This window comes from Streptosporangium sp. NPDC023825 (genome assembly GCF_040639575.1).
Lineage (GTDB): Bacteria > Actinomycetota > Actinomycetes > Streptosporangiales > Streptosporangiaceae > Streptosporangium.
The window spans coordinates 136,942-161,861 of the sequence record NZ_JBFAAE010000009.1 but is presented as its reverse complement, the minus strand read 5'-3'; the positions used below and the strand labels follow the sequence as shown (position 1 = coordinate 161,861).

The window sequence follows — 24,920 nt, the reverse complement described above, 5'->3', positions numbered from 1 at the left end:
GGGAGCAGGGCGCGGCCTTCGGGGCGGTACCGGTGCGGGAGCAGGGCGCGGCCTTCGGGGCGGTACCGGTGCGGGAGCAGGGCGCGGCCTTCGGGGCGGTACCGGTGCGGGAGCAGGGCGCGGCCTTCGGGACAGCACCGGTGCCGAGGGTGGCGGCCTGGGTGACCGCCGCGGTCGACCCGGGGCGCGAGGCGGTCGACCGGATACGGCGCGCCGTCGTGGGATATCTCGCCGCGCCCGGGTACGGCGAGATGTTCGCCGAGGCCGGGTTCGAGGACGTGGTCGCGTTCGCCAGGACCCGCCCGCACCCCCGCGAGCTGCTGGCGGCCGTCCCCGACGGCCTGCTGGAGTCGGTCGCCCTGCTCGGCGGCGTGGACGCGGCCCGCGAGCGCCTGCGCGCGTACGCCGACGCGGGCGTGGACGAGGTGGCCCTGGTCCCGGTCGGCACGGACGCCGACCCCGGCGGCGTGGCGACACTCAAGGCGTTCAAGGCGCTCGAGACTCTCAAGGCGCCGGTCCGATAGCGGAACCGAAGGCAAAATCACGATATATCTCGGTTGGAACCACCTCGGCAGGTCCACACGTTGGACTGGCGACGCACAATGAACTACAGACGGGGCGTCCGCCCCGCGTTCGGAGGATGTTGAGGATGTCGCCCGTCCAGAAGTACGCGATCGGCGCCGGAGCAGTGGTGTTCCTGTCGTGGCTGTTCCTGCCAAATATCGTGACGCTGCTGATCCTCCTGGGCGTCGTCGCCGCCCCGGTCGTCGGCTACCTGATGCTCGACCCGTCCCAGCGCGCACGCCTCAAGCGCTCGCGTCGCCGGGGTCTCGGCCGCTGACCCGGCACCTGACCGCCCACCGCGCCACGGCACGGCCCGGCCACGCGAACCCGCGTCTCCGGGCCGGGCCGTCCGGGCCGGTCAGGCCGCGGCGGTGGCGAGCTCCGATTCCACCCGGCGGGTGACCTTGCGCTCGAACACGAACGAGAGCAGCGGCACGGTACCCGCGAGCATCACCCCGAGGATGTACGGCCACGTCCAGCGCGCCTTCATGCCCAGATTCATCGTGGCCACGAGATAGAGCATGTAGAGGAAGCCGTGGATCGGAGAGACGATCTTCGAGGGCTGCTCGATGCCGAAGCCGTACCTGAGCACGATGCAGGTGACCAGGACGAGCAGCATCACACCGACGATGTAGGCCAGGATGCGAAAGGGCTTGAGAGCGGATTCCACGGTCGGTTACCTCGGTCTTGGGGTTCGGTTCACGGGGCGGTGCGGGCTGGCAGGGCGGGGGCTTCAGGCTCGGTTCCCGGACCGGCCCCGGACTCGGCGCCGGTCCTGGAGTCGGTGCCGGTCCTGGAGTCGGTGCCGGTCCCGGGACCGGCGTCCCCGGAAGCGGCCCCGGGGCCGGGATCCGGGCCGGGGTCAGGCCCTGGACCGGAGGCGGGAGGAGCGTCGGAGTCGCGTTCCCGGGTGCGGCCGCGCAGCGCGTCGCGGACGAAGTGCCACCACATGAAGACCGCGAACAGCCCGAAGATCCACCACTGGGCGGCGTAGGCGAGGTTGCGCCAGGTGAGCCCGCCCCGCTCGGTCGGCGGGGGAACGCTCACCGGCCTGGCCGCGACCTCGGGGGCCGGTGACTGGGTGGCGGCGACCAGGAACCCGTCGCGCAGCCTCGTACCCCGCCAGACGTTGATCAGTTCGGCCGACGAGACGGTCAGCACCTGTCCCGGCGGCAGCTGCCGGACCCTGCGCTGGACGCTGTCGGTGGCCTCCGAGGGCTGCAGGCGCCCGGTGACGGTCACCCTGCCCCCGGAAGGTGCCGTGACGGCGGGGTCCCCGGCCGTGGCCACCCAGCCGCGTACGACCGGGATGGAGGTGCCGTCGCCGAGGTCGAGCGGCGCGAGCAGCCACAGGCCTCCGTCGCGCTCGGCCACCAGGAGCTGCTTCGAGGCGTCGAAGGTGCCCTCGGCGGTCACCCGGCGGCTGACCTTGTCGGCCGTCAGGTGCTCTCCGGGCGCGGTGAGCGTGGCGACCGCCACGGGGGCGGGGTCGAGCAGCGACTGGGGCCTGCCGGACTCCTCGAAGACACCGAGCTGCCACCTGCCCAGCAACCCGCACACGACGAGGGCTCCGACCGCGAGCAGGTGGAGCACCACCACGCGGGCGGAGAACAGGATGCGGAGCATGGCACCACGCTATCCGCCCCGGTCGGCGGTCCGGCCCCCAGCACCCGTCCTTGGCCGGGCGCCGGGACATCCTTCCCGTGAAAGTGGACAAATCTGTGCTGGGAGGTATCCCGTATCGCTAAAGTCATCCCCATGTCTGATCCTCAGCCGATTGACCCCGCGGGCAACACCCAGGCGTTCCGTGCGTTCGCCCAGCGCAAGGACCCGGAGGCCGCTCCCGAGAAGCGGTCGCTCGCCCTGCCGATCACGGCGGCGGTGGTGGTGGCGGTGCTGGTCGTCGTCGCCGTGGCCGCGTACCTGCTGCTCTGACGGCCGGGGGGTCCACAGCGCCGACGGCATCGCCCTCGGCGCTTTTCGCGTTACCGAACGGCCAGGCGCTCCCGGGACGGGAACATACCGAACCGGCCGGGCGCTGCCGTGGACAAGAACATACCGACCGGGCGGTTTGGAACGACCCGCCAGGCCGCGAGGGTGGACGACGTGCTCCCCGGCTCAATACATTGGACGAATAGTCCAATAGAAACGAGCACGGACCGCTCTCGCCGCACGGCCGGAACCGGCTCCTCGCCGGCGCCGCCCGAGGGCCGCCGCCGGCGAGGAGCCGGGAGAGCGAGGGGGAGCGAGGAGGCCCGATGAGCACGCGCCCCGGGATCACGATCATCGGCTCCGGTTTCGCCGGGCTGGGCATGGCGATCAAGCTCAAGGAAGCCGGATACCACGACTTCGTCATCCTGGAGAAGGCCGGCGACCTGGGCGGGACCTGGCGTGACAACACCTACCCCGGCTGCGCCTGCGACGTCCCCTCGCACCTGTACTCCTTCTCGTACGAGCCCGGCCCGGGCTGGTCGCGGATGTTCTCCCCCCAGGCCGAGATCCGTGACTACCTGCGGGCCTGCGTCGAGAAGTACGGTCTCGGCCCCCACCTGCGGTTCGGCGCGGAGGTCGCCGGGCTGGAGTACGACGACGCGGCGCGCCGCTGGCGGGTGGACGTCGCCGGGGGCGAGACCTTCACCACCAACGCGGTGATCTCGGGCACCGGCGCGCTGCACGTGCCGTCGCTGCCCGCGATCCCCGGCCGCGAGAGCTTCGCGGGCCCGTCCTTCCACTCGGCCGAATGGGACCACTCGGTGGACCTGACCGGGAAGCGGGTCGCGGTCATCGGCACCGGCGCGTCGGCGGTCCAGTTCATCCCGCGGATCGCCGGACAGGCCTCTCGCCTTCACGTCTTCCAGCGCACACCCCCCTGGATCCACCCCAAGCCCGACTTCCCCCTCTCCCCCCGGGCGAGGCGGCTCCTCGGCCTGCCGGGCGCCACCCGCGCGCTGCGCGCCGCGATCTACTGGGCACTGGAGAGCCGGGCGCTGGGCTTCGCCGTCGACCCGCGCCTGATGGGGGCCCACCGGAAGCTGGCCCTGCGCCACCTGGCCGACCAGGTCCCCGACCCGGCGCTGCGCGCCAAACTCACCCCCGGCTACACGATCGGCTGCAAGCGCGTCCTGATCTCCAGCGACTACTACCCGGCGCTGGGCAGGGACAACGTCGAGGTGATCACCGACGAGGTGCGGGAGATCAGGGAGGGCTCGATCGTCGACTCCACCGGCAGGGAGACCGAGGTCGACGTGCTCGTCTACGGCACCGGCTTCAGGGTCACCTCCGCGCTGGACGAGCGGCGGATCGTCGGCAGGAACGGCAGGAAGATCCAGGATGCCTGGCAGGACGGCGTGCAGGCCTACTACGGCATCACCGTCGCCGGGTTCCCGAACCTGTTCCTCCTGCTCGGCCCCAACACCGGCCTGGGCCACAACTCGGTCGTCTTCATGATCGAATCGCAGGTCCGGTACGTCCTGGGCTGCCTGCGCCTGCTGTCCAGGACGAAGGCCAAGGCCCTCGACGTCCGCCCCGAGGCGCAGCGCGCCCACAACGACCGCCTCCAGGACCGCCTCGGCCGCCGCGTCTGGAACACGGGCGGCTGCGGCAGCTGGTATCTCGACGAGCGCGGCGTCAACAGGACCCTCTGGCCGGGCTTCACCTTCGAGTACTGGGCACGCACCCGGACGCCGAGACGCGAGGCGTACGAGCTGATCCCCTGACCGCCTCCCCGGCGCCCCGCCGCGTTCCCGCGGCCCCCACCGGCCGCGGTCCCGCGGTCCCGCGGTCCCCGCCACCGGCGTTCGCCCCGGCCCGCCACCGGCGTTTCCACCGGCGGCGTTCGCGCCGGCCCGCCACCGGCCTTCCCACCGTCTCAGCCGGCCACGGCGGCGTGGCCGAGACCGCGCCGCCGTGGCCGGCGTCCGTTCGTACCGTCATCGCGCCCGCCACGACTCCTGCCGCGGCTCCCGTCGCGGTTCCTGCCGCGGGGCGGACGGGAACCCTACCTGCGCCCGCTCACCACCAGCGCGCTGCCGCCGCCGCGACGGGTCGGCTCCGCCACCGCCTGGAGCTTCCCGTGCCGCAGGAACTCGACCGCCGTGGCCGCGCCGATCTCGGGGTTCAGCACGAGGCTGTGGCCCCGGGCGGTGAGCTCGGCGCCGTAGCGGTCGATGAAGCCCTGCTCGGCCTGGGTCTGGGCGGTGTTGCGCTGGGTGGCCCGGGGCGCCGCGAGCGCCTCGGGGAGCGACATGCCGAGGTCCCAGCGGTTGACCAGGATCTGCAGCACGGTGGTGATGATCGTCGAACCGCCGGGGGAACCCAGCGCGAGCAGCGGCCTGCCGTCCTTCAGGACGATCGTCGGCGCCATGGAGGAACGGGGCCGCTTGCCCGGCGCGGGCAGGTTCGGGTCGCCCGGAGCCGGTCCGAAGGTGAAGTCGGTCAGCTCGTTGTTGAGCAGGAAGCCCCGGCCGGGCACGACGATGCCGTTGCCGCCGGTCGACTCGATGGTGATGTTGTAGGCGACCACGTTGCCCCACCGGTCCGTGACCACCAGGTGCGTGGTCTCCGGCCCCTCGGGGGCCGACGGGGTGGCCTCCGCGGAGGACGCGGGCGCGCACGGCCCGTACGTCCCGTCGGGGTTGCCCGGCGCGGCCGGGCTCGTCAGGGCCCGCTCGCCGATCAGGCAGGCGCGCTCCTTGGCGAACCCGTCGGACAGCAGCTCCCCGAGAGGGACGTTCGGGATGTCGCCGACGTACCTGCCCCGGTCGGCGAAGGAGAGCCTGGAGGCCTCCAGGTACTCGTGCTCGCCGACCTTCGGCAGGGCCTCGAGGATGTTGAGCGCCTCACCGACCGTCGAGCCCCCCGAGGACGGCGGCGCCATGCCGTACACGTCCATGCCCTTGTACGTCACCTTCGTGGGCGGCCGTTCGAGCGCCCGGTAGGCCTTCAGGTCGGGCAGTTCCATCAGCCCCGGCCGCACGTTGCGGGTGGAGCCCGGGGCGACCGGCGGCTTCTTGACGGTGGCCACGACCTCGGCGCCCAGGGAGCCGCCGTAGAGCCACTCGCCGCCCTGCCTGCCGAGCCTGCGGTAGGTGTCGGCCAGCTCGGGGTTGCGGAAGGTGGAGCCGACCGGCGGCGGGGCACCGCCCGGCAGGTAGAGCTTGGCGGTGGAGGTGAAGTCCTTGAAACGGGCCGCGTTGGCGGCGGTCTGGTCGTAGAAGGTCTGGTCGACCTTGAAACCCTTGGAGGCGACCTCGATCGCGGGCTTCAGGGCCTGGCGCAGCGAGAGCGTGCCGAACCTGCGCAGCGCCAGCTCCCACTGGGCGACGCTGCCGGGCACCCCCGCCGACAGCCCGCTGGTCACGGCCTCGTCGAACGGGATTCCCTCCAGAGAGGCCGGCCCCATCGCCTTCGGCGCGGTCTCCCGGCCGTCGATCGTGTGGATCTTCTTGCGGCGCGCGTCGTAGTAGACGATGAACCCGCCCCCGGCCAGCCCGGCCGAGTAGGGCTCGGTCACGCCCAGGGTGGCCGCCGCGGCGACCGCCGCGTCCACGGCGTTGCCGCCCTCGCGCAGCACGCCCAGCGCGACCTCGCTGGCGTCGAGGTCGACGGTCGAGACCGCGCCCCCGTACCCCTCCGCGACAGGCTTCTTCTCCGCCCGCGGCCACACGTGCGACACCTGCGGCCACACCTGCGACGCCTGCGGAGCGGCGGCGGCGGGTTGGACGAGCAGTAGGGAACTTCCCACCAGGATCCCCGCCAGGGGGGTGGCGAATCGACGATTGATCATGAGACCTCCCGCAGACAGCTTGACTCAGCCCGTGAGCCTTGTCAGCCCCTTCCCTACCGCAGGGGATGTAGTACCTCATGCCTCACGAGACGGACGCGAGCTTCCGGCGGGCGCACGTACAGTGCTGAACGTGCACGCCAAACCCCGCTGGGCCGAGTTCCTGCTCCCGCTGTTCGCGGGGGTCTTCCAGGGTGCGGCCACCCGCGGCGTGCAGTGGTGGCAGGTCCACGACCCCGGCATGCTCAGGGTCCCGCTCGACCCGCTGGGCTGGGCGCTCGTGCTGGCCGGCCCCCTGGCCCTGATCGTACGCCGCCGCCACCCGGTGGCCTGCCTGGCGGTCGCGGTGGGCTCGACCGCGATCTTCATCGGCCTCGGCCACCCCTACGGCCCGGTCTTCCTCAGCCCGATCGTCGCGCTGCACACCGCCGTGGCGCGCGGCCACCGGCGGGCGGCCTGGTCGATGTGGGGCCTGGCCTACGTGTTCCTCGTGGTCTACACGTCCTGGCTCGCCCCCGTCCGCCCGGCCGGCTGGTTCCACGACCTCACGGTGGGCGCGCTGATGGGCCTGGTCCTGGTGGTGGCGGAGTTCTCGCGGGCCAGGAGGGAGCGGCAGGCCGAGCGCGAGCGGGTGGAGGAGGAGGAGCTGCGGCGGCGGGCCAGCGAGGAGCGGCTGACCATGGCGCAGGAGCTGCACGACGTGCTCGCGCACAACATCTCCCTCATCCACGTCCAGGCGTCCACCGCGCTGCACCTCATCGAGGAGCATCCCGAGCAGGCGCGGACCGCGCTCACCACGATCAAGCAGGCGTCCAAGGACGTGCTGACCGAGATGCGGTCGGTGCTCAACGTCCTGCGCGACGGCGCGCCCCGCTCCCCCACCGCCGGGCTGGACCGGCTGGACGAGCTCATCGAGCGCAGCGGGCTGCCGGTCACCAAGGAGATCGTCGGCATCGTCGGCGAGGCCGGGCCGCTGCCTCCGGAGATCGACCGGGCCGGATACCGCATCGTGCAGGAGGCCCTCACCAACGTCACCCGGCACGCCCCCGGCGCGTCGGTCACGGTCGTGCTCCGCTACGACCCCCGCGCGCTGACCGTCCAGGTCACCGACTCGGGCGGCGACACCCCCGGGGAGAGCCTGGGCAGCGGGAACGGCGTCCCCGGCATGCGGGAGCGGGCCTCGGCCCTGGGGGGGACGCTGACCGCCACGCGCCACGGCCGGGGCTTCCGCGTCGAGGCCCGGCTGCCGATCCCGGAGGAACCCCGATGATCAGAATCGTGCTCGCCGACGACCAGGCCCTCGTCAGGGCGGGGTTTCGTGCCCTGCTGGACGCGCAGCCGGGGATGACCGTGGTGGCCGAGGCCGCCGACGGGGCGCAGGCCCTGCGGCTGGTCGCCGAGCACGAGCCGGACGTGGTCCTGATGGACATCCGCATGCCCGGCATGGACGGGCTGACCGCCACCCGCGAGATGCCCGCCGGGCCGCGGATCATCATCCTGACCACCTTCGAGCTGGACGAGTACGTCTTCGAGGCCCTCCGCGGCGGCGCCAGCGGCTTCCTGGTCAAGGACACCGAACCGGCCGAGCTCATCCAGGCCGTCCGGGTGGTGGCCGCGGGCGACGCCCTGCTCTCCCCCGGCGTGACCCGCCGCCTGATCGCCGAGTACGCGAGCCGCGCCAAGGAGCCGCGCCACACCCGCGACCTCGGCCTGCTCACCGACCGCGAGCGCGAGGTCCTCGCCCTGGTCGGCACCGGCATGACCAACGACGAGATCGCGGGTGAGCTCTTCATGAGTCCCGCCACCGCCAAGACCCACGTCAGCCGGACCATGATGAAACTCCACGCCCGCGACCGCGCCCAGCTGGTCGTCATCGCCTACGAGTCGGGCCTCGTCCGCCCCGGCTGGGTCTGACGTCCCGCATCCCGGTAAAGGCTCGCGCCTGCCCGCCCCACTTGCGATACTCAACGTGTTCACCAGAACACGAAGGGACATATCGTCATGGTCATGACATCGCGACGGAGCCACGCCAAGCTGCGCCCCTCCCCCGAGACCTCGTCCCAGCCCCTGCCAGGAACGGCGCGCGAGCTCTTCGACGCGCTCCCGCAGCTTCCAGGACTGCGGACCGAGATCATCGATGGGAGACTGGTAGTGAGCCCGATGGGCACCCCCGAGCACGCCAGAATCGCGATGCGCCTGTATCGCGCCCTCCTTCCCCTCATCGAGGAGAAGGAGTGGGACGGTTTCAGCGGCAACGTCGACGTCTGCATAGACGGACCGCGTGACCCGATCGTCCCCGACTTCGTCCTGGCGCCCGCCGACTGCCCGCGCCGGGGCGCCCGCGAGTTGCTCTCCTCCGGCCTCCTCATGGTCGCCGAGATCGTGTCCCCGGGAAGCGTCGTCGACGACCGCGACCGCAAGCCCGTCATCTACGCCTCCGGGGGCGTCCCCGTGATGCTCCTGATCGACCCCGTGGCCGCGCCCGCCACCATGACGGTCCTCAGCGACCCCAAGGAGGGCGAGTACCGGACCTCCACCCGGGTCGAGATGGGCTCGCGCCTCCACCTCCCCGAGCCGGTCGGCTTCACCCTCGACACCTCGATCTTCCTGGACACCCGGACCACGCCGTAAGAAGAAGACCGAACGGCGGGCAGATCCATGCGGCCCCGGCCGGTCGGGCGGGCACGCGAACACTCATGCCCGTCCCAAGCAGCGGATCGGGGCCGGTGCGCGTTCTTAGGGCATGAACGGTGAGACAGTCGCCCGCGCCCCCGCGCCGTCCGGCGCCGAGGCGGTACTGGCCGGCCTGTACCGCGAGCACTGGCTCGCCCTGGTGCGCCTGGCCGTGCTGCTCGTCGGCGACCGGGAGGCGGCGGAGGACGTCGTACAGGACGTCTTCTCCAGACTGCACGGCAAGGGTCCCGAGACACTCACCCTGACATACGTCCGCGTCTGCGTGCTGAACGCCTCGCGCTCGGTCCTGCGCAGGCGCGGCGTCGCCGCGAGGGCGGTGCTGGGACGGCCTGACGAGCCGGTGGACTCCGCGGAGACGGCCGCGCTGCTGGGCGAGTCGCGGCAGGAGATGCTGGCCGCGCTCAGCCGGCTGCCCAGGCGTCAGCGCGAGGTCCTCGTCCTGCGTTACTACCTCGACATGTCCAACGCCGACATCGCCCAGGCGACGCGCGTCAGGGAGAGCACCGTGCGGTCCACCGCCTTCAGGGCCCTGGAGCGGCTCGAACGCGAACTGGGAGGCAAGGCATGACCGAGATCGAGGACCGGCTCAGGGACGCGATGGCCGCCAGGGCCGAAAGCGTGCGGGACGACGGGCGGCCCCGGGCCCTGCCCGCGCCACGCGGGACGTCCGGCGCCAGGTGGTGGGCCCCGATCGCGGTGGCGGCCGCCATCGTGACCGTGGTGGCCGCCACCGTCGCGGGAACGCGTACGGTCACGCCGCCCACCCCGGCGGTCCCGCCGGTCCCGACGGTTCCGACGGCGCGGCCGACGCCTCGCACCGGCGTTCTCGCACCGCCGGTCAGGCAGGTGTGGCCGGGCGCGGTGCACGAGATCCCGGCGACGGGGCCCGGCGGCCGGGTGTTCACCCCGGACGTGTTCGTCACCGGCCGGGTCGTGGCGGGGCGGGGGCTCACCAGGAATCGGCTCGACGGGATCTGGTCGTACGACGTCGACAGGCGGAGGTTCACCCGGATCGCGCCGCTCAAGAACCCGAACGTGATGAACGCGCCGCTGGTCTTCGGCGACGGCTACCTGGCGTGGTCCACGCTCCGCGACCGCCTGACGGAGATATGGGCGGTGCCGGTCACCGGCGGCGTCCCGCGGCGGATCGCCTCGGTCGCGGCCGTGCTCGTCGACGACACCTACCGCGGGGTCGACCTGGCCATCGCCGGCGGCGCGGCCGTCTGGTCGCCGCTCGACGGCGGCGGCGTCTACCGGGCCCCGCTGACGGGCGGGAAGGCGTCCCTGGTCGACGGCACGAGAGGCTTCCACCTGGTCGACTGGCCGTGGGCCGGGCGGCCCGAGCAGGACATGATGTCGGACCGTCCCGCCGCTCGCCCGATGGAGTCCCTGAAGAACGTGCTCACCGGCGAGACCAGGGGCGCGGCCCCTCCGGCGGGGCTGACGTCCTGGAGCGACTGCGGGGTGACGTGGTGCCTCAACGGCGCCGAGGCGTGGCGACGCGACGGCACGAACCGGCACGGGCTGCCGGGGACGGCCCACGGGCTTCTCTACTCGGGCCGCTTCGTCCTGCTCCATCAGAGGAGCCGCGACGGCAGGGGGGCCAGCTCCCTGCACGACGTCGCCACGGGACGCACCGGCCTGCTGTTCCCGGTTCCGACGCGCCGGGGGGACAAGGCGCCTCCCACCCTGTACGTGCACGAGGGCATGTTCCGGTTCCGGTCGGGACCGGGCAGGCAGGTTCTCGTCGACCTGAACGCCGCCGGCCGGTGAGCCCCGCCGCCGGCGGGACCCACCGCGCGAAGTGGCTCCCCGGGGAACGTCCCCGGGGGGCGCCCGGCCGCCGGAAAGCCGGACGCCCGGCGAGGAGCCCGGAAACCGGAACCCCGGTGAGGAGCCCGGAAACCTGGACGCCCGGTAAGGACGGCGGGAGCGCTCGGTAAGGAAGTGTCACCGTCGGTCACCCTCCGGCGAGATTACGTTTGGTCCGTGGGGATCTGGATCGTCACCGGGGGCGTCCGCTGAGCGCGGGACCGGCCGCGCTGTTCGCCGCAGGGCTCGCCGCGGGACTGGTCGCGGGTACGGCCTCGTGCGCGGCCGTGCAGGGCGGCCTGCTCACCGGGCTCACCTCCCGCCGCCCGGCCGGCTCCGGCGGGCTCACCTCCCGCGGCCGCCCGGCCGGCTCCGGCGGACGCGGCGGGACCGGGGCGGGCCCCCCGGATCCCTCGGGTCCCTCTGGCCCTTCGGGTCCCGCTGTCGTCGCGCTGTTCCTCGCCGGGCGCCTCGGCTCCCACACGGCGGCCGGAGCCCTGCTCGGGCTCGCCGGGTCCGCGGTGCGGCTGGGTCCTCAGGTCAGGGCCGCGCTGCTCGTCGCGGCCGGGATCGCGGTCGTGTTCTTCGGAGTCCGCATGTTCGGCCGCGAACCGGAGGACGGATGCCGCCCGGACGCCCCGCCGGGCGGGCGTACGTCCCGGCGCGGGGGCGTGTCCGGGATCGCCGCCCCCGTGCCCAGGGCGCTGACGCTCGGTGCCGCGACGATCCTGCTGCCGTGCGGGGTGACGCTCAGCACCGAGATGGTGGCGGTCTCCAGCGGGTCGGCGCTGGGCGGGGCCGCGGTGATGGCGGGCTTCGTGGCGGGGACGGCTCCCGCGTTCGCCCTGCTCGGACTGGTCCTGCGGCGGGCCGCGACGACCAGGCTGGCGGCGCTGGCGGGGGTCGTCGCGCTGGCGGCGGGCCTGTGGACGATCTCCTCGGGGCTGAGTCTCGGGGGGTGGCTCCCCGGGGCCGGCGGCCCGGCCATGGCGGCGGACGGCCCGGCACGGCCGACGGGCGCCCCGGCAGGTCGGCCAGGGAGGGCTGCGGACGATCAGGGGGGCGACACCGCGGCCGTCCGCGCCGGCGGTGCCCAGCGGGTCGAGGTCCGGGCCACCGGCCACGGCTACCGGCCGGGCGTGGTGACCGCCCGCGCGGGGGTTCCCACCGACCTCGTCTTCCGTCTCGAGGGCGTCCCCGGCTGCACCCGGACGCTCACGATCGACGGCCGCGACGTGGTACTGCCCGCCACCGTGCGGCTGGGCGCGCGCGAGGCGGGTTCCCTGCGCTACGTCTGCTCGATGGGCATGTACGTGGGGTTCGTGCGCTTCGTCTGAGCGCCGGGCCACCGGGCCGAGCACGAGGGCAGGATCGGCGGACGGGCCGGCGGACGGATCGGCGGGCGGAAGTCGCGATTACCCTCCGCGGCCGAATGGTTACGTGCCACCCTGTGACCTGTCGGCTGCGCGACGTCGGCGAGGAGGGTGACATGGGGTGGTGGCCTGACGACCCGGAGGCGGCCGCGGGGCTGGTACCCACCCCCCGGAGCACCGAGCACGAGAACGACACGGACGGCGAGACCGCGCTGCTGCTCGCCGCGCACGGCGGTGACGTGCAGGCCGCCCACCAGCTGGGCCGCCACTTCGCGCAGCGGGGCGACCGCTCGGCGGCACGGCACTGGTGGGAGCGCGCGGCCGCCGCCGGAAACCTCGACAGCGCCTACAACCTGGGGATCTGGCACGAGAAGCACGGCACTCCCGCGGAGGCCGCGCGATGGTACGAGCTGGCGGCGAACGCCGGAGACGTCGAGGCCGCGGTGAACCTGGCGGTCCTCCTGCTGGACCAGCACGGCGACGTCCCCGCCGCCCGGCGGTGGTTCGAGACGGCGGCCAGGGCGGGCTCCCGCGCGGCGGCCAGGCGGCTCGCGCTGCTCTGCGAGGACGGCGGCGAGGTGAAGGCGGCCGGGGAGTGGCATCGCAGGGCCGCGATGGACGGCGACCTGGCCTCGGCCTACGACCTCGGGTTCCTCGCCTACGCCTCCGGCGAGGAGGACGAGACGCTGCGCTGGTGGGAGCTGGCCGCCCGGAGCGGCCATGCCGACGCGGCCTACCACCTCGGGCTGTTCCTGCAGGCCAACCGCGACCCCGAGGGGGCGGAGGCGTTCTTCCGGCTGGCCGCCAGGAACGAGCACCCCGGTGCCGCGTCCCAGCTCGGCGGGATCGCGCTGTCCCTCGGCGACCTGCGCACCGCGCGCGCCTGGTTCGAGCGGGCGGCCTGCACCGGCAGGATCGACGACCAGCGGACGGCCGGGTTCGTGTGCGTGGAGATGAGCGACGCTCGGGGGGCCGGCCACTGGTTCAGCCGGGCCGCGGCGGGGGGCGACCCGGAGGCGGCCTTCAATTTCGGCCTGCTGCTCATCGCCGAGCACAGCGACCTGCAGGGCGGGCAGCACTGGTTCCGCCAGGCGGCACAGGCGGGACACCACCGGGCCGCGGTCGAGCTGGCCGCGCTGCTGTCGGCCGCGGGCTTCTCCCGCGAGGCGGAGCGGTGGCTGTCCGATCCGCCCTCTCCCCCGTGGAGCCGGACCACCGAGCCCGAGCTCGTCGCCCGCGCCGAGCTGGCCGCGGCCGCCGTCGCCCGGCGGGGCGGCGCCCCCCTGAGGGTCGCCGACCTGACCGAGATCCTCGGTACCTGGGACCTCGTCACCCGGCCACTGCGCGACCACACCGACGTCACGACGTGGCTGACCGAGCGGAGCGGGCTGCCGTCGGGCGCGATCGAGCACTTGGCGTCCGTACGGGCCACGCTGCTGCGCCCCGGCGGCGCCCCCTGGCCGACCCCGGTGGAGATCGAGCACGTCCTGGTCACCGCACGCGCCCTGCGTTCCGGCTGGTCGCCGTGAACGAGGCGCGGACAACACGCGGACGAGACGCGGACGAGGCGCAGACGAGGCCGTGACCGGCGCCGTGCCCCCTCGCGAACCCGCCCCGCGGCCCGGCGGGGCCACGCGTCCCACGCCCGGCCGGCGCGGGACGAACGGACCCCTGGCTCAGGCGGCGATGACCTCGGAGACCGGCACGTACGGCAGGCCGAGGGCGACGGCGACCTGCTCGTTGGTGAGCCGTCCCGCGTGGGTGTTGAGGCCCAGCGCGAGGGAGGCGTCCTGCTGGAGCGCGGGCTTCCAGCCGAGGCCGGCCAGCTTGACCGCGTAGGGCAGCGTGGCGTTGGTCAGCGCGTAGGTGGAGGTGTTGGCGACGGACCCCGGCATGTTGGCCACGCAGTAGAAGATCGAGTTGTGGACCTGGTAGGTCGGCTCGGCGTGCGTGGTCGGGCGGGAGTCCTCGAAGCAGCCGCCCTGGTCGATGGCGATGTCGACGAGCACGGAGCCCGGCTTCATGCGGGAGACCAGCTCGTTGGAGACGAGGGTCGGGGCCTTGGCCCCGGGGATCAGCACGGCGCCGATGACCAGGTCGGCCTCCAGGACCTCCTTCTCGATCGCGTACGAGGTCGAGACGAGGGTCTTGAGACGGCCCTGGTAGATGGCGTCGACGAAACGCAGGCGGTCGATGTTGAGGTCGAGGACGGTGACGTCCGCGCCCATGCCGACCGCGATCTGCGCGGCGTTGAGCCCGGAGACGCCCGCGCCGATGACGACGACCTTGGCGGGGGCCACGCCGGGCACGCCGCCGGGCAGCACGCCGCGCCCGCCGTTGAAGCGCATGAGGTTGTAGGCGCCGACCTGCGGGGCGAGCCGGCCCGCGACCTCGGACATCGGGGCGAGCAGCGGCAGGGTGTTGCCGACCTGGACGGTCTCGTACGCGATGCCGGTGACCTGGCGGTCGAGGAGGGCGTCGGTGCACTCACGGCCGGCCGCGAGGTGCAGGTAGGTGAAGAGCACCTGGCCGGGGCGCATGCGGTGGTACTCCTCCGCGATGGGCTCCTTCACCTTGAGGATCATCTCGGCCTGGTCCCACACCTCGTCGGCGCTGTCGAGGATCTTGGCCCCGGCGAAGAGGTACTCCTCGTCGGTGAGGTGCGAGCCGAGGCCCGCGCCGCGCTGGATGTAGACGTCGTGGCCGTGACGGACGAGCTCGTGCACGCCCGCCGGGGTCGCGGCGACGCGGTACTCGTGGTTCTTGACCTCGGCGGGCACGCCGATCTTCATGGGATTTCCTTTCGTTGTTTCGACGGAGTGGCACAGCGAGGCTTGCGCGGGTGCGGTGCGGTCTCACTCCGGCGGACATGACGCCGGACGGCGAGCGCCGGCGAGGGCGCGGCGGGCCGGGAGGGCCCGGGCGGCGCGACCGCCGGCGGGTTCGGCGAGCCCGTCCGGGCCGCGTGTGGCGGTCCGGAGGGGGCGCGGCCGTGCGCGCTCAGAGGCGGCTCCATGCCTCCGTCAGCACCGAACGAAGGATGGACTCGATCTCGTCGAACTCCTTGGGTCCGCAGATGAGCGGCGGAGCGAGCTGGATGACCGGGTCGCCCCGGTCGTCGGCGCGGCAGTACAGGCCCGCCTCGTAGAGGGCGGGAGTGAGGAAGCCCCTGATGAGGCGCTCGGACTCCTCGGTGTCGAAGGTCTCCTTGGTGACCTTGTCCTTGACGAGCTCGATGCCCCAGAAGTAGCCGGAGCCGCGCACGTCGCCGACGATCGGCAGGTCGCGCAGGCGCTCCAGGGTGGAGCGGAAGACCGGCTCGTTGCGGGTGACGTGGCCGAGCAGGTCCTCCCGCTCGAACAGGTCGAGGTTGGCCAGCGCGACGGCCGAGGAGACCGGGTGGCCGCCGAAGGTGTAGCCGTGGGCGAACATCTCGGTGCCGTTCTTGAACGGCTCGAAGAGGCGATCGGAGGCGATCATGGCGCCGATCGGCGAGTAGCCGCTGGTCATGCCCTTGGCGCAGGTGATGATGTCGGGGACGTAGTCGAACTTCTGCCCGCCGAACATGGTGCCGAGGCGGCCGAAGGCGCAGATGACCTCGTCCGACACGAGCAGGACGTCGTACTCGTCGCAGATCTCGCGCAGGCGCTCGAAGTATCCGGGGGGCGGCGGGAAGCAGCCGCCGGCGTTCTGTACCGGCTCGACGAAGACGGCGGCCACGGTGTCGGGGCCCTCCATCTCGATGGCGCGGGCGACGCGCTCGGCGGCCCAGTAGCCGTACTGCTCGGGCGTCATGCCCGGCACGCCGGTGATCTCGTCGGCGCGGTAGTGGTTGGTGTTGGGCACCCTGACGGAACCCGGGACCAGCGGCTCGAACATCTGCTTGAAGGCCGGGATGCCGGTGATCGACAGGGCGCCCTGCGGGGTGCCGTGGTAGGCGATCTGGCGGCTGATGACCTTGTGCTTGAGCGGCCTTCCGGTGATCTTGAAGTACTGCTTGGCGAGCTTCCACGCGCTCTCGACGGCCTCGCCGCCGCCGGTGGTGAAGAAGACGCGGTTGAGGTCGCCGGGGGTCTCGGCGGCGAGACGCTGGGCCAGCTCGACGGCCTTGGGGTGCGCGTACGACCACAGCGGGAAGAACGCCAGCTCCTGGGCCTGCTTGGCGGCGGCCTCGGCCAGCTCGCTGCGGCCGTGACCCGCCTGGACCACGAAGAGGCCGGCGAGGCCGTCGAGGTAGCGCTTGCCGTGCACGTCGTAGATGTAGGAGCCCTCACCGCGCACGATCATCGGCACCTCGGCGCCCTCGTACGAGCTGTGCCGGGTGAAGTGCATCCACAGGTTGTCCTGCGCGGCCTTCATGAGCGAGGTCACGTCGGTGTTTTCAGGGTGCGTCATCACGATCTTCCCTCGTTGAGCTGAGCTTCCAACAGTCTGCCTGCCAGAACAGCTCTTGCCAAGTGAAAACGTGGCATTAAAGTGCGAGAACCTCGGAATCCGCAAAACGTCCATGTAACAACGACGAAATCCGCGATCAGGCGAGAAGTGCGTCCGACCATTGCCCAAACCCCGGTTCCGCTTGGCGGAACCCTGGTGTGCTGGAATCGTGCACGAGAGCGGCCGTACCTGCGGCTGTGATCCAATAGGACGCACCAGATATTGAGATGCGGGGGAAAGTCGTGACTCCTGACGAGATCGAGAACGCCGTGACCGCCGGCATGCCCCAGGCGATAGCGGACCTCAGAAGGCTCGTCGCCATCCCCTCGGTGGCCTTCCCCGGCCATCCCGAGGAGCCCGTGCACGCGGCCGCCGCGGTGACCGAGGAACTGCTGCGGAGCACCGGACTGCCGCGCGTCCAGCAGATCCCCGTCGAGGGCAGTTTCCCCGCCGTCTACGCCGAGGCCCCCGCCCCGCCCGGCGCGCCGACCGTGCTGCTGTACGCGCACTACGACGTGCAGCCCACCGGCGACCTCGCGCTCTGGCGCACCCCGCCCTTCGAGCCGACCGAGATCGATGGAGCGATCCACGGCCGCGGCGCGGCCGACGACAAGTCGGGCGTCATCTCCCACGTCGCGGCGCTCCGCGCCTTCCAGGGGCGCTTCCCGGTCGGCGTCAAGGTCATCGTCGAGGGCCAGGAGGAGTACGCGGGCGAGCGCCTGGAATCCTTCGTCGAGCACAACCCCGAGCTGTTCCGCGCCGACGCGATCGTGGTCGCCGACACCGGCAACCCCCGGGTGGGCGACCCGGCGGTGACGACCTCGCTGCGCGGCATGGGCGCCTTCACCATCGAGGTGCGCACCCTCAAGGAGTCGCTGCACAGCGGCTCGTTCGGCGGTGCCGCCCCCGACGCCCTCGCGGCGCTGATCCGGATGCTGGCCGCCCTGCACGACGACCACGGCGACATCCGCGTCCCAGGCCTGCCGCGCGGCAGCTTCCTCGGCTCCGGCCCGTCGGAGGAGGACTTCCGTGCCACCGCGGGCGTGCTCGACGGCGTCTCCACGGTCGGCTCCGGCTCGCTGGCCGACCGCCTGTGGGCCTCGTACGCGATCACGGTCACCGGCCTGGACGTGCCGACGGTCTCCGGCGCGATCAACGCCGTCCAGGCCGTCGCCAGGGCCCGGGTGACTGTGCGGGTGCCCCCGGCCGGCGACCCGAAGACCACCGTCGAGGCCGTCGTCGACTTCCTGCGGCAGGTCGCCCCCTGGGGCGTCCAGGTGGACGTGGGCGACTACACCATGGGTTCCGGCTACCTGGCCGACACCGGCGGCGCGGCCCGCTCCGCGCTGAACCGGGCGATGGAACGCGCCTTCGGCCGTCCCCCGCGCGACGTCGGCGCCGGTGGCTCGATCCCGCTCGTCTCCACCTTCGTCAGGCAGTTCCCCGCCGCCACGATCCTGCTCTTCGGCGCCGAGGACGACGACGCGGCGATCCACGCCCCCAACGAGCGCGTGAACATCGAGGAGCTCCGCCGCACCGCCACCGCCGAGGCGCTCTTCCTGCAGGAGTACGGCTCCACGGCGGTCTGACGCCTCGGGTTCCGACGACAGGGCCCTTCCGGCGATCGCCGGGAGGGCCCTCGGCGTGTGGTCACCCGCGACGAACTCCGGTCGCGGAGAACTCTCGGGGTGAGTCGTTCGTCGGATAGGTACAGACATCCCCCCGGGAGGCAGGGTTGTACCAGCAACCGCAGCGACGGCGGAGGAACTTCGCCCCGTTCATCGTCACCGTCATCGTCGCCGGAGCCCTGATCGTCGCCCTGCGGGTCTTCGTCGGCGCGAACGAAGCCGGAGCCGGAGCCGGAACGGCGCGCGAGGCCACCGGACGGCCCGAGGCCTGCGAGGGGGGCGTCACCCTGACCGTCGCCGCCTCGCCGGAGAAGGCCGAACTGCTCAGGACGATCGCCTCCGGCTACAACGGCAGGCGGGTGGGCGGGCGGTGCGCCGACGTCGTCGTCGAGACCAAGGCGAGCGGCGGTGCCATGCAGGCGCTGGCCAGGGGGTGGGACGAGCGCCAGGACGGCCCCCGCCCCGACGTGTGGTCGCCCGCCGGCAGCGGCTGGATCAACCTGCTCCGGCATCGCGCCTCGGCGGACGACTCCGCCTCCCCGGTCGCCGCCGACAACCCGTCGATCGCCACGTCGCCGCTGGTCGTCGCGATGCCCCTGCCGATGGCCGAGGCGCTGGGCTGGCCGGCCAGGAAGCTCGGCTGGTCCGATCTGCTCGCGGTGTCGGCCGGGTCGTGGGCGAAGTACGGCCACCCCGAATGGGGACGGTTCAAACTCGGCAAGACCAATCCCAACTTCTCCACCAGCGGCCTGAACGCCACCGTCGGCGCCTACTTCGCGGCGACCGGCCTGTCGAGCGACCTGTCGGAGAAGAACGTGGCCGACGCGAAGGTCAGGGACTTCGTGCGGGGCGTGGAACGTTCGATCGTGCACTACGGCGACACGACGCTGACGTTCCTGTCGAACCTCCAGCGCGCCGACGACGCGGGCGCGGGCCTGAGCTACATCTCCGCGGTGGCCGTGGAGGAGAAGTCGGTCTGGGACTACAACCAGGGCAACCCGACCGGCGACCCCGCGACGCTGGGCGAGCACGCCAAGCCCAAGGTGCCGCTGGCGGCGATCTATCCCAAGGAGGGCACGCTCATGTCCGACAACCCGTACGCGGTGCTGACCGCCCCGTGGGTCGACGACGCCAAGCGTGCGGTGGCGGCCGACTTCCTGGCGCACCTCCGGGCCCCCGAGCAGCAGGCCCGCTTCGCCGAGTTCGCCTTCCGCTCGCACGACGGCAAGGCGGGCGAGCTGATCACCCAGGCGAACGGGCTGCTGCCCGCCGAGCCGAGGACGACGCTGAGCCCGCCCGCCCCGAACGTGCTCGACAAGATGCTCACCGGCTGGGCCGACCTGCGCAAACCCGCGAACGTCCTGCTGGTCATCGACGTCTCCGGCTCGATGGGCGCCCCCGTTCCCGGCACCGGAAAGAGCAAGCTCGACCTGGCCAAGCAGGCCGCGATCAACACGCTGCCCCAGTTCGGCCCGCACGACAGGGTCGGGCTGTGGATGTTCTCCACCGAGCGCGACGGCGCGAAGGACCACCTGGAGCTGGCCCCCCTGGCCACCGTCGACGCCGCCCAGCGCGGGAGGCTGCGCGCCAGGCTCGACGGCCTCATCCCCGACGGCGGCACCGGCCTGTACGACACCGCGTTCGCGGCCCACGAGCAGGTGCGCGGGCTGCGGAACGGTGACGCGATCAACGCGGTGGTCTTCCTGACCGACGGCAGGAACGAGGACCCCGACAGCATCTCCCTGGAGAAACTGCTGCCCGGCCTGCGTACCGAACCGGGCCGGGAGACGGTGCGGATGTTCACGATCGCCTACGGCCAGGACGCCGACCTCGGCGTGCTGAGGCAGATCTCCGAGGCGACCGCCGCCGCCGCGTACGACTCTCGCGAATCCGGAAGTATCGACCAGGTGTTCACCGCGGTGGTGTCCAACTTCTGATGGCACGCCTCCCTCTGAGGGCGCGCCTCGCCGACGCGCCCAGGGCGACTCGACGGCCGCGCCGCGGCGGCCGGCCGAGCAAGCCTCGCTCACCGGCCGGGGGGTGGGCCCGGCTCGTGTGGGGAAGCCGGGCCCGTGATCCCCGCCTCACCGGACGGGCGGGGCGCGGGACGACCCGTTCAGCGAACGGGCAGCTCGTAGACGCGGCGGACGCTGGTGGGGGCGGCGCTGAGGTCGGCCCCGTAGATGTGGAGCGAGATGGCCGTCTCGTCACCGGTGTTGTGGACGCGGTGGATGTCACCGGGCGGGGCGAAACCGCTCACCTCACCGGTCTGGTTGGCGGCCCTGCCGATCTCGGTCAGGTGGTCGCCGTGGTCGCGGTAGAGGGTCTCGTACTCCACGCCCTGCAGCACGCCGAACACGCACCAGGCGATGTGGTCGTGGATCACGGTCTTCTGGCCGGGCCGCCAGACCACGGCCACGATCGAGAAGTTCTCCTCGGCGTGCAGGGTGTGGCCGACATAGCGGTCGGGGTCGCCGAGGCGCTCCTCCTCGGTGAGGATCCCGGGGGACGGCAGCCGTTCACGCAGCAGCCCGGCCACGGCGAAGGCCGTGGTCCGAGCGTCGGCGGACGGGTCCACGAGGTCTCTGACCCCCGCGACCAGTTCGGCCAGGCCCGGGCGGGTGAGCGTCAAGGTTGTCATGCCTCAAGGATGCGGCGAGGAGATACATAGCGTCCAATGCCTATCTTCCCCCTCATCCATAGATAAAGTTAATACATGCTCGATATCGTGCGACTTCGCGTCCTCGCCTCGGTGTCCCGGCACGGCTCGGTGACCGCGGCGGCGAGGGAGCTGCACTACTCCCAGCCCTCGGTGAGCCACCACCTCGCGAAGCTGGAGGCCGAGACCGGGGCCAAGCTGATCCAGCGGGTCGGCCGGGGCATCCGGCTGACCGAGGCCGGCCGGCTGCTCGCCGAGCGGGCCGTCGAGATCATCGGTCGCCTCGACTCCGCGTCCGCGGAGCTGTCGGCACACGTGGGCCTGCGTGCCGGGCGGGTCAGGCTGGCCGCCTTCCCCTCCGCCCTGGGGACGTTCGTGCCGGAGGCCGCCGCCGTCCTCGCCGGGGGGCACCCCGGCCTGGAGCTGCGCCTGACCGAGACGGAGCCTCCCGACGCGCTGCGCATGCTCAAGGCCGGTTACGTGGACGTGGCCGTCATCTTCCGCTACGACGACACCGCCCCCGAGGGCGACGGGATCCGGCTGCTCCACCTGCTGGACGACCCCAGCTACCTGATCACCTCCGGCCCGGCCGGCGAGCTGACCTCCTACCGCGACTCCCGGTGGATCGGTGGCTGCGACCGGTGCCGCACCCACCTGCTGGAGCTGTGCGCCAGGGCCGGCTTCGAGCCGGAGATCGCCTTCACCACCGACGACGTCGTCGCCGTCCAGGCCCTGGTCGCCGCCGGGATCGGGGTGAGCGCCCTGCCGGGACTCGCCCTGCACGCCCACCGGCATCCGAAGATCAACATGATCGAGCTTCCCGGCTCGACCCGCCACGTCTACGCCGCCACCTACGGCGAGCCCCCCGACCCGCCGGCCACCACCGCCCTGCTGGCCGCCCTGACCTCGGTGACATCCCCCCGTAGCCGCCTGTGATCGGTGCCCCGTCGAACGCGCGGGCAGGCCACCACGGGCCGGGACGATCGTCATGGCCCGCGCGGGGCCGGCAGTGGCTAGGCTCGAACGGTGTCCACAGCGATCATCACGGTCAGCGGTCTCAGCGTGGAACTCGGTGGCAACGCCGTGCTCCGCGACGTCGGCCTGACGGCGGCCCCCGGTGAGATCATCGCTGTGATCGGCTCGAACGGCGCGGGAAAATCGACGCTGCTGCGCTGTCTGGCCGGACTGCACCCGACGCCCTCCGGCGCGCTACGCGTCCTGGGCGGCCCTCCGCGGGACGACGCCGGCTTCTGGCGTGACGTCGCCCTGGTCGGGGACGAACCGGCCTGGTATCCGGGTCTGACGGCACGCGAGCACCTGGAGCTGACGCACGCCGTCCACGCTCCGGCCCGGCTGGAGGTCGAGGCGGCGCTGGAATCGTTCGACCTCCGGGAGCGCGCCGACGCGTCGCCGCAAGCTCTCTCCACCGGCCAGCGACAGCGGCTCTCTCTCGCGGCCGCCCTGCTCAGACCGAGCAGGCTGCTGCTCCTGGACGAGCCGGAGCGCGGGCTCGACGAGATGTTCCGCGAGCGCCTGGCCATGATCCTCACGCATTACGCGGACGCCGGCGGCACAGTGGTCATGGCGACCCACGACCACCGGCTCGCCGAGAACACCCGGGCCCGCCAGGTCGTGCTGGAGGCCGGGCAGGCGACGAGCCGATCATGAATGCGGAACGGGGCGTGAACACGGTTGTGAACACGGTTGTGAACACGGCGCCGGAGACGGATGCGGAGCGGGCATGGGCTCGGTTGTGAACACGGCGCCGGGTGCCGGCGGGGAGCAGGGCATGGCCACGGTCAAGAGCGTCCGCGCCTTCGTCGGAGCGCGCCGCGGCGTCCCCGCGAGCTGGCTGGACCGCTACGTGTGGCTGTTCGGGCTCGCGATCCTGCTCGTGGTACTGGCCCAGCCGGTCTCCTCCGCGCTCGCCTCGCTTTCCCGGCAGGTGGACCCGTGGCGGGCGGGAGCCGGCCTCGCCCTGGTCATGTTCTCCTACACCGGCCTTCTCCTCGCCGCCCGCGCGATCGGTCCCTTCGCGCTGCCGGCCGCCGACGCCGCCTGGCTGCTGTTGTCCCCGCTGCATCGGCGTGGCGTGCTGGGCCGGACGGCCACGATTCTCCTGGTGGGGTCCGTCCTGGCCGGGGTCGTGCTCGGGGTGGGTGCGCTCACTGTTCTTGGCGCGCCGGACCTGCTGGCACTGCGGCTGGCCACTGCCGTGATCCTGGGTGTCTCGGTGAGCGTGGGCGGCATGGCGCTGACCGTACTCGCCCAGTCGTCGCAGAGCTGGCAGCCGTGGCTGAACGCGGCCGTCGTCGTGACCGCCCTGCTGGCCGCGGCGGCGGCGCTGTCGGCGGCGAGCGGCCCGACGCGGCGCTTCGTGGCCGAGGTCGCGAACGCGCCCACGTCGCACGGCGCGTCGGTGGCCGCCCTCGCCGCGGCGGTGGCCGCTCTGCTCGGGTGGAGGGCGTGGTCGGCTCTGGCCGGGATTCCGGCGCGGGCCGTGCTCTCCGCCTCCACCCGGGCGGGTCACGTGAGCACCGCCGCCGTCGGCCTGGACCCGGCTGCCCTGACCTGGATCGCCGAGGACAACCACTGGCGGGGGCGTACCCTGCGCTCGCACCCCTGGCCGCGGCTGCCCGCACCGCTCGCCCTGGCCTGGCAGGACTGGCGTCGCCTGGGACGGCGCCCGGGCCGCCTGGTCGCCCTGCTCGGGGGTGCAGCGCTGCCCGCGCTGGCGGCGCTCGCGGCCGGTGAGGTCGGCGCGGTCGTGACGGGAGTCGTGTTCGCCGGGGCGCTGACCGCCGCGACGGCGGGCATCTCGGGCGCGCGCCGCGACGGCGACAACCCGGCTCTGGCCCGGCTCCTCGGGGTCGGCGCCCGCGCGGCCCTGGCCGCCAGATCGCTGCTGCCGGCGCTGCTGGGCGGCGCCTGGCTGACCGTCGCCCTCACCTTCGTATCCCTGACGGGCGCGCTCGGAACGGGCCCGTGGTGGCTCTTCGGACCGCTCGCGGCCCCCGCACTGGCCGCCGGAGGGTTGCGAATGGCCCGCCGGAACCCGATAGACCACTCCATGCCGGTCATCGAGACGGCGGGAGGTTCGATACCGACGGGCCCGCTCATCTGGGGTTTGACCGGCGTGGATCTCGCGGTGCTCGGATGCCTCCCGCTGGCGCTCGCCCTGGGTCTCCAGCCGTCCTCCCTCGCCGGTTTCCTCGCCGTCCAGGCTTTGGCCGGTACGGCCGCCCTGCTGGGCTACCTGCTCCAGGCGGGGTCCTTACGGCGGTGAAAATGCGAGGCGCCGGGGGAACCGATGCCTCTACGATCCGGATATGCCGGATTTGCCCACGCTTGCGCTCTTCGCCGCCGCGACCCTCGCCCTGCTGCTCGTTCCGGGGCCCGCGGTGCTCTACATCGTGACCCGCAGCGTCGCCCAGGGCCGATCCGCCGGGCTGGTGTCGGTGCTCGGCATCCACCTCGGCTCGCTGGTCCACGTGGCCGCCGCCGCCCTGGGCGTCAGCGCCCTGCTCGCCGCCTCGTCGACCGCTTTCATGATCGTGAAGTATCTCGGCGCCGCCTACCTGATCTGGCTGGGCGTGCGCAAGCTCATGACCCGCTCGAACGGGGAGGAGCCCTTCGAGCCGCGGACGGCGACCCGGTCCCGGATGTTCTGGGAGGGCTTCGTCGTCAACGTGCTCAACCCGAAGACCGCGATCTTCTTCCTCGCCTTCCTGCCGCAGTTCACCGACCCGGAGGCCGGGCCGATCGCCCCGCAGATCGTGTTGCTCGGCCTGATCTGGACGGTGCTCGGCATCGCCAGCGACGGCGCCTTCGCCCTGCTCGCCTCGGCCATGGCCGGCCGCCTGCGCCACTCGGCCCGCGCCCGCCGCCGCCTGGACGTCACCAGCGGTGTCGTCTATCTCGGCCTGGGAGCCGTCGCGGCCCTCAGCGGCGAGCACGCCACGGCCAGGGCCTGA

The 24,920-nt window shown here is 72.8% G+C and carries 22 protein-coding genes and 1 pseudogene; 17 read left to right on the top strand and 6 right to left on the bottom strand.

All coding sequences use genetic code 11. The features are described from left to right. Window positions 1–524, top strand: a pseudogene (locus AB0G15_RS11560) (LLM class F420-dependent oxidoreductase); the annotation flags it as partial. 125 nt (window positions 525–649) lie between these two features. Next, complete coding sequence (locus tag AB0G15_RS11555; protein WP_362837709.1) at window positions 650–841, top strand: hypothetical protein; 192 nt, start codon at window positions 650–652, stop codon at window positions 839–841. Window positions 842–922: 81 nt separating this feature from the next. Here the strand turns inward: AB0G15_RS11555 and AB0G15_RS11550 are convergent, their stop codons facing one another. Next, window positions 923–1,234, bottom strand: coding sequence for a DUF3817 domain-containing protein (locus tag AB0G15_RS11550; protein ID WP_362679526.1), 312 nt, complete (start codon window positions 1,232–1,234; stop codon window positions 923–925). A gap of 29 nt (window positions 1,235–1,263) precedes the next feature. Continuing rightward, window positions 1,264–2,190, bottom strand: a complete 927-nt coding sequence (locus tag AB0G15_RS11545; protein ID WP_362837707.1) for an SURF1 family protein — start codon at window positions 2,188–2,190, stop codon at window positions 1,264–1,266. Between the two features lie 132 nt (window positions 2,191–2,322). On the opposite strand from AB0G15_RS11545, the gene AB0G15_RS11540 reads away from it, so the two are divergent. Together AB0G15_RS11540 and AB0G15_RS11535 are read left to right on the top strand one after the other, a co-directional pair. Beyond that, window positions 2,323–2,499: a hypothetical protein gene (locus AB0G15_RS11540; RefSeq protein WP_350971244.1), complete on the top strand. Its 177-nt coding sequence runs from the start codon at window positions 2,323–2,325 to the stop codon at window positions 2,497–2,499. A 323-nt stretch (window positions 2,500–2,822) separates the two neighbouring features. Beyond that, window positions 2,823–4,280 (top strand): NAD(P)/FAD-dependent oxidoreductase, encoded by a 1,458-nt coding sequence (locus AB0G15_RS11535; RefSeq protein ID WP_362837705.1) that lies wholly within the window; start codon window positions 2,823–2,825, stop codon window positions 4,278–4,280. A gap of 281 nt (window positions 4,281–4,561) precedes the next feature. Here the strand turns inward: AB0G15_RS11535 and AB0G15_RS11530 are convergent, their stop codons facing one another. Then, window positions 4,562–6,349 carry a gamma-glutamyltransferase family protein gene (locus tag AB0G15_RS11530; protein WP_362837703.1) on the bottom strand — a complete coding sequence of 596 codons (1,788 nt, stop codon included), beginning with the start codon at window positions 6,347–6,349 and terminating at the stop codon, window positions 4,562–4,564. Window positions 6,350–6,479: 130 nt separating this feature from the next. On the opposite strand from AB0G15_RS11530, the gene AB0G15_RS11525 reads away from it, so the two are divergent. From AB0G15_RS11525 to AB0G15_RS11495, 7 genes are all read left to right on the top strand, one after another. Continuing rightward, window positions 6,480–7,616: a histidine kinase gene (locus AB0G15_RS11525; protein WP_362837701.1), complete on the top strand. Its 1,137-nt coding sequence runs from the start codon at window positions 6,480–6,482 to the stop codon at window positions 7,614–7,616. Further along, window positions 7,613–8,260, top strand: coding sequence for a response regulator transcription factor (locus tag AB0G15_RS11520; RefSeq protein ID WP_362837699.1), 648 nt, complete (start codon window positions 7,613–7,615; stop codon window positions 8,258–8,260). Before AB0G15_RS11525 ends, AB0G15_RS11520 begins: the two co-directional genes overlap by 4 nt. Before the next feature lie 93 nt (window positions 8,261–8,353). Beyond that, window positions 8,354–8,977 carry a Uma2 family endonuclease gene (locus tag AB0G15_RS11515; RefSeq protein WP_362837697.1) on the top strand — a complete coding sequence of 208 codons (624 nt, stop codon included), beginning with the start codon at window positions 8,354–8,356 and terminating at the stop codon, window positions 8,975–8,977. A 112-nt stretch (window positions 8,978–9,089) separates the two neighbouring features. Further along, entirely contained in the window at window positions 9,090–9,608 is a 519-nt protein-coding gene (locus tag AB0G15_RS11510) for a sigma-70 family RNA polymerase sigma factor (RefSeq protein WP_362837695.1), read from the top strand. Next, complete coding sequence (locus AB0G15_RS11505; protein ID WP_362837693.1) at window positions 9,605–10,813, top strand: hypothetical protein; 1,209 nt, start codon at window positions 9,605–9,607, stop codon at window positions 10,811–10,813. The genes AB0G15_RS11510 and AB0G15_RS11505 overlap by 4 nt, the downstream gene beginning before the upstream one ends. A gap of 209 nt (window positions 10,814–11,022) precedes the next feature. Beyond that, a complete protein-coding gene (locus AB0G15_RS11500; RefSeq protein ID WP_362837691.1) occupies window positions 11,023–12,189 on the top strand; it encodes a sulfite exporter TauE/SafE family protein in 1,167 nt (388 codons plus the stop codon). 152 nt (window positions 12,190–12,341) lie between these two features. Continuing rightward, the gene (locus AB0G15_RS11495) at window positions 12,342–13,754 is read left to right on the top strand and encodes a tetratricopeptide repeat protein (RefSeq protein WP_362837689.1); all 1,413 of its coding nucleotides are present in this window, start codon (window positions 12,342–12,344) and stop codon (window positions 13,752–13,754) included. A 147-nt stretch (window positions 13,755–13,901) separates the two neighbouring features. On the opposite strand, the gene ald is transcribed toward AB0G15_RS11495, so the two are convergent. After that, entirely contained in the window at window positions 13,902–15,017 is a 1,116-nt protein-coding gene (ald, locus tag AB0G15_RS11490) for an alanine dehydrogenase (protein WP_362837687.1), read from the bottom strand. Between the two features lie 208 nt (window positions 15,018–15,225). Further along, window positions 15,226–16,620 (bottom strand): aspartate aminotransferase family protein, encoded by a 1,395-nt coding sequence (locus AB0G15_RS11485; RefSeq protein ID WP_362837685.1) that lies wholly within the window; start codon window positions 16,618–16,620, stop codon window positions 15,226–15,228. Window positions 16,621–16,901: 281 nt separating this feature from the next. Here AB0G15_RS11485 and AB0G15_RS11480 point away from each other — a divergent pair, with 281 nt between their 5' ends. Beyond that, on the top strand, window positions 16,902–18,248 hold the full coding sequence (locus AB0G15_RS11480) for a M20/M25/M40 family metallo-hydrolase (RefSeq protein ID WP_362837683.1): 1,347 nt from the start codon (window positions 16,902–16,904) through the stop codon (window positions 18,246–18,248). Window positions 18,249–18,394: 146 nt separating this feature from the next. Continuing rightward, window positions 18,395–20,224: a substrate-binding and VWA domain-containing protein gene (locus tag AB0G15_RS11475; RefSeq protein WP_362837681.1), complete on the top strand. Its 1,830-nt coding sequence runs from the start codon at window positions 18,395–18,397 to the stop codon at window positions 20,222–20,224. Between the two features lie 179 nt (window positions 20,225–20,403). Here the strand turns inward: AB0G15_RS11475 and AB0G15_RS11470 are convergent, their stop codons facing one another. Continuing rightward, window positions 20,404–20,928, bottom strand: a complete 525-nt coding sequence (locus AB0G15_RS11470; protein ID WP_362837679.1) for a cysteine dioxygenase family protein — start codon at window positions 20,926–20,928, stop codon at window positions 20,404–20,406. Window positions 20,929–21,003: 75 nt separating this feature from the next. On the opposite strand from AB0G15_RS11470, the gene AB0G15_RS11465 reads away from it, so the two are divergent. The 4 genes from AB0G15_RS11465 (at window position 21,004) to AB0G15_RS11450 (ending at window position 24,920) form a co-directional block, all read left to right on the top strand. After that, entirely contained in the window at window positions 21,004–21,882 is an 879-nt protein-coding gene (locus AB0G15_RS11465) for a LysR family transcriptional regulator (RefSeq protein ID WP_362837677.1), read from the top strand. A gap of 90 nt (window positions 21,883–21,972) precedes the next feature. After that, complete coding sequence (gene ccmA, locus AB0G15_RS11460; protein ID WP_362837675.1) at window positions 21,973–22,614, top strand: heme ABC exporter ATP-binding protein CcmA; 642 nt, start codon at window positions 21,973–21,975, stop codon at window positions 22,612–22,614. A gap of 73 nt (window positions 22,615–22,687) precedes the next feature. Continuing rightward, the gene (locus AB0G15_RS11455; protein WP_362837673.1) at window positions 22,688–24,232 is read left to right on the top strand and encodes a DUF6297 family protein; all 1,545 of its coding nucleotides are present in this window, start codon (window positions 22,688–22,690) and stop codon (window positions 24,230–24,232) included. A gap of 43 nt (window positions 24,233–24,275) precedes the next feature. Next, window positions 24,276–24,920, top strand: coding sequence for a LysE family translocator (locus AB0G15_RS11450; protein ID WP_362837671.1), 645 nt, complete (start codon window positions 24,276–24,278; stop codon window positions 24,918–24,920).

Excerpts from the sequence above, each read along its gene's own strand:
- AB0G15_RS11555 (WP_362837709.1), top strand. The coding sequence starts at position 650 with ATGTCGCCCGTCCAGAAGTACGCGATCGGCGCCGGAGCAGTGGTGTTC.
- AB0G15_RS11545 (WP_362837707.1), bottom strand. The coding sequence starts at position 2,190 with ATGCTCCGCATCCTGTTCTCCGCCCGCGTGGTGGTGCTCCACCTGCTC.
- AB0G15_RS11540 (WP_350971244.1), top strand. The coding sequence starts at position 2,323 with ATGTCTGATCCTCAGCCGATTGACCCCGCGGGCAACACCCAGGCGTTC.
- AB0G15_RS11535 (WP_362837705.1), top strand. The coding sequence starts at position 2,823 with ATGAGCACGCGCCCCGGGATCACGATCATCGGCTCCGGTTTCGCCGGG.
- AB0G15_RS11530 (WP_362837703.1), bottom strand. The coding sequence starts at position 6,349 with ATGATCAATCGTCGATTCGCCACCCCCCTGGCGGGGATCCTGGTGGGA.
- AB0G15_RS11520 (WP_362837699.1), top strand. The coding sequence starts at position 7,613 with ATGATCAGAATCGTGCTCGCCGACGACCAGGCCCTCGTCAGGGCGGGG.
- AB0G15_RS11515 (WP_362837697.1), top strand. The coding sequence starts at position 8,354 with ATGACATCGCGACGGAGCCACGCCAAGCTGCGCCCCTCCCCCGAGACC.
- AB0G15_RS11510 (WP_362837695.1), top strand. The coding sequence starts at position 9,090 with ATGAACGGTGAGACAGTCGCCCGCGCCCCCGCGCCGTCCGGCGCCGAG.
- AB0G15_RS11505 (WP_362837693.1), top strand. The coding sequence starts at position 9,605 with ATGACCGAGATCGAGGACCGGCTCAGGGACGCGATGGCCGCCAGGGCC.
- AB0G15_RS11495 (WP_362837689.1), top strand. The coding sequence starts at position 12,342 with ATGGGGTGGTGGCCTGACGACCCGGAGGCGGCCGCGGGGCTGGTACCC.
- ald (WP_362837687.1), bottom strand. The coding sequence starts at position 15,017 with ATGAAGATCGGCGTGCCCGCCGAGGTCAAGAACCACGAGTACCGCGTC.
- AB0G15_RS11485 (WP_362837685.1), bottom strand. The coding sequence starts at position 16,620 with ATGACGCACCCTGAAAACACCGACGTGACCTCGCTCATGAAGGCCGCG.
- AB0G15_RS11470 (WP_362837679.1), bottom strand. The coding sequence starts at position 20,928 with ATGACAACCTTGACGCTCACCCGCCCGGGCCTGGCCGAACTGGTCGCG.
- AB0G15_RS11465 (WP_362837677.1), top strand. The coding sequence starts at position 21,004 with ATGCTCGATATCGTGCGACTTCGCGTCCTCGCCTCGGTGTCCCGGCAC.
- AB0G15_RS11455 (WP_362837673.1), top strand. The coding sequence starts at position 22,688 with ATGGGCTCGGTTGTGAACACGGCGCCGGGTGCCGGCGGGGAGCAGGGC.
- AB0G15_RS11450 (WP_362837671.1), top strand. The coding sequence starts at position 24,276 with ATGCCGGATTTGCCCACGCTTGCGCTCTTCGCCGCCGCGACCCTCGCC.